The sequence below is a fragment of the Microcystis wesenbergii FACHB-1317 genome (assembly GCF_014696875.1).
Lineage (GTDB): Bacteria > Cyanobacteriota > Cyanobacteriia > Cyanobacteriales > Microcystaceae > Microcystis > Microcystis wesenbergii_A.
This window is the reverse complement of the sequence record NZ_JACJQV010000120.1, coordinates 1-2,536: the sequence shown is the minus strand read 5'-3', so window position 1 is coordinate 2,536 and position 2,536 is coordinate 1. Positions and strand designations below refer to the sequence as shown.

Genomic DNA, 2,536 nt, shown 5'->3' with positions numbered 1-2,536 from the left:
GCTTGGAATAGTTTGATGATTTCCGGTTTAGCCCGGGCTTTTGCCGTCTTTAGCGAACCTTTGTACTGGCAAATGGCTACGGTCGCGGCCGAGTTTATTCTCCAGCATCAGTGGTTAGATGGACGTTTTCAGCGCTTGAATTATCAGGGTCAGGCCTCGGTTTTGGCCCAATCGGAGGATTTTGCCTATTTTATTAAGGCTTTGCTGGACTTGCAAACCGCTAAACCCCAAGAAACTGGCTGGTTAGAGGCGGCCATCGATCTACAGGGGGAATTTGATCGCTGGTTTTGGGCCGAGGATGAGGGGGGATATTTTAATACTGCTTCTGATCATAGTCTCGATCTGATCGTGCGAGAACGGGGTTATACGGATAATGCCACCCCTTCGGCTAACGGAATTGCGATCGCTAATTTATTGCGTCTGTCGCGATTGACGGAAAATCTAGAATATCTCGATCGGGCCGAAAAGGCCTTGCAATCTTTTAGTACCATCCTAGAACAGTCCCCCACGGCTTGCCCCAGTTTATTTGTTGCTCTCGATCACTATCGTCACGGTTTCTGCCTGCGCGCCCCGGAAAGCTCGATCGAGCCGCTGTTAGGTCGCTATTTGCCCACTGCGGTGTATCGAGTCGATGCCAGTTTGCCGCTTAGCACATTTGGGTTAATTTGTCAAGGGTTATGCTGCCTTGAACCGGCAGAAAATTTAGAACAGTTGGACCGACAAATTGCCAGGGTGATGACGGGTCCGTCAATACTGCTCGGTTAACTTAAGGATGGTGCGTTCCCCATGATCAAACGATGGAGTAACAAGGATGGCATCAGGGAACGCACCCTACTCGTGACTGGTGACTTGTTCTGAACCACGACTCGGATTCAAATCAGCTAGATAAATATCGCCTCGCATTTATTTCTTATCCTCTTGTTCAAGGTGAGATAAATAATCGGGTAAAATACTTTCTGAAAAGCTAATATCCTCTTGAGCAAATTCATTTTGTAAGGCTTGTGCTTCTGCATCTGAAATATTATCCCATTTCTGAAAATGTGAATTTCTTTGTAAGGATTGGGCGAATTCAAGGACTTTTTGCTGTTTTTCTAGCGGTAAAGTCTTAATACTTTGCAAAATTTGGTCTTGAAGATTATTAATATGGGTGATAGACATTTCAACTTTTACGATATTTACACTAGGCCAACTATTCTACCACAAAAAACGCTCTTGTTGTCAATTAGTTAGCAAAAATTAAATAATAAGTAGTCATGCAAAATAAATTTCCTAGTGAAGATAGGCAAGAGGCAAGAGGCAAAAGCTTTATCGAAATGTGTAATTAATTTTGCTTAGGTACTTAGACAATAAACAATACACAAAAAAATAATCCCACTCAACTGACTGAATGAAGGGGCATTTGTTGTATTTTTGGTGAGCAATTTAGCCGACTTTTGTAGTTTCTTTTTCGGTGGATTGGGAGGGTTTTAGTTCGCGTTTGAGGGTTGATGCTGCTCCGAGTGTACCGAGGGCGAGGAGAGAGAGGGTGGAAGTGGGTTCGGGAACATCAACAGGATTGGCTATAATTGTTGCTTTCCACTTTTCAATATTAGAAAATTCTGTACCTTGTATTGCAGGTGGTATCGGGGCGGTAAGTGTTCTATCCGTATCTGCATTTAATACGGCAGCTAATCTGTCATGGTCTATGCCAGTTTTGGGATGATCCTTTATGTCTGCACTGGTATCTTTAACAGAGCTTTTTCCTACAGATCCCGGTGCTTTTACTGCATCGACTTTTACATTGAAGTTGAGAGGTAAGCCTTGGTCTTGTTCTCCCTCATGAATAGCTACTTTATGTAGAAAGTTCCCCGCTATTTCAATTATATCGGAGACTTTAATAAGGGTAGGAGTTGCTCCAGCAATCCTATCTGCTAACAGATTTAGTTTTGTTAGTGTAAAAGTCCAGAACGTGGCTTCTTTTTCTGGAGGTGAGTATGGAGTACCTAGTGAAAAGTCTGTTGTTACAGCCCCCCCTTCTAATGTAAGAGTTGCCCTGTTTTTTATATTTGTAAACTCACCTTTTATTCCTCCACCTAGCTCAAATATAAATCCAAATGCAGGTTTTTCATATCCTACTATAAGGCAGCTTATTAACAGGATTAAAGCGGAAGTGGTAGAGCTAGATTTTATCATTTGTGATAAGCTGTTCAGCCTCCATAGCATTACGATCGCCACCCTCGCAGCCAGGTTAAGCGACAGCCCAACCCAACACTAAAGGCAGACAACAATGAGGATACACACTCCCCCCCACAACTGTATTAAAAGCTACAATTTAATAAATCTTTACATTCTTCTCCCTGACTAGCGATACACAGGGGAAGATTGCCTCGCACTAACTAGCTGATAGACTAGGGATACAAGCTTTCATCAAGGCAGTTGATAATGGGAGCATCTCACCTTTGCAATAAGTAGAAATGCTTAATGAGATCAATAAAAAAGTTAAAAAAGGCAACCATTTAGATAAGCACAGCGATGACGAAGGACTTGCGGTACATTA

2 protein-coding genes and 1 pseudogene are annotated in these 2,536 nt (G+C 42.6%); 1 reads left to right on the top strand and 2 read right to left on the bottom strand.

The genetic code is table 11. The features are described 5' to 3' along the window. Positions 1-765 (top strand): annotated as a pseudogene (locus H6F92_RS09430) (thioredoxin domain-containing protein); the annotation flags it as partial. A gap of 138 nt (positions 766-903) precedes the next feature. Here H6F92_RS09430 and H6F92_RS09425 read toward each other — a convergent pair. After that, positions 904-1,158 (bottom strand): hypothetical protein, encoded by a 255-nt coding sequence (locus tag H6F92_RS09425; protein ID WP_190357650.1) that lies wholly within the window; start codon positions 1,156-1,158, stop codon positions 904-906. Between the two features lie 264 nt (positions 1,159-1,422). Then, positions 1,423-2,172, bottom strand: coding sequence for a PEP-CTERM sorting domain-containing protein (locus H6F92_RS25885; RefSeq protein WP_242030072.1), 750 nt, complete (start codon positions 2,170-2,172; stop codon positions 1,423-1,425). Positions 2,173-2,536: the final 364 nt, after the last annotated feature.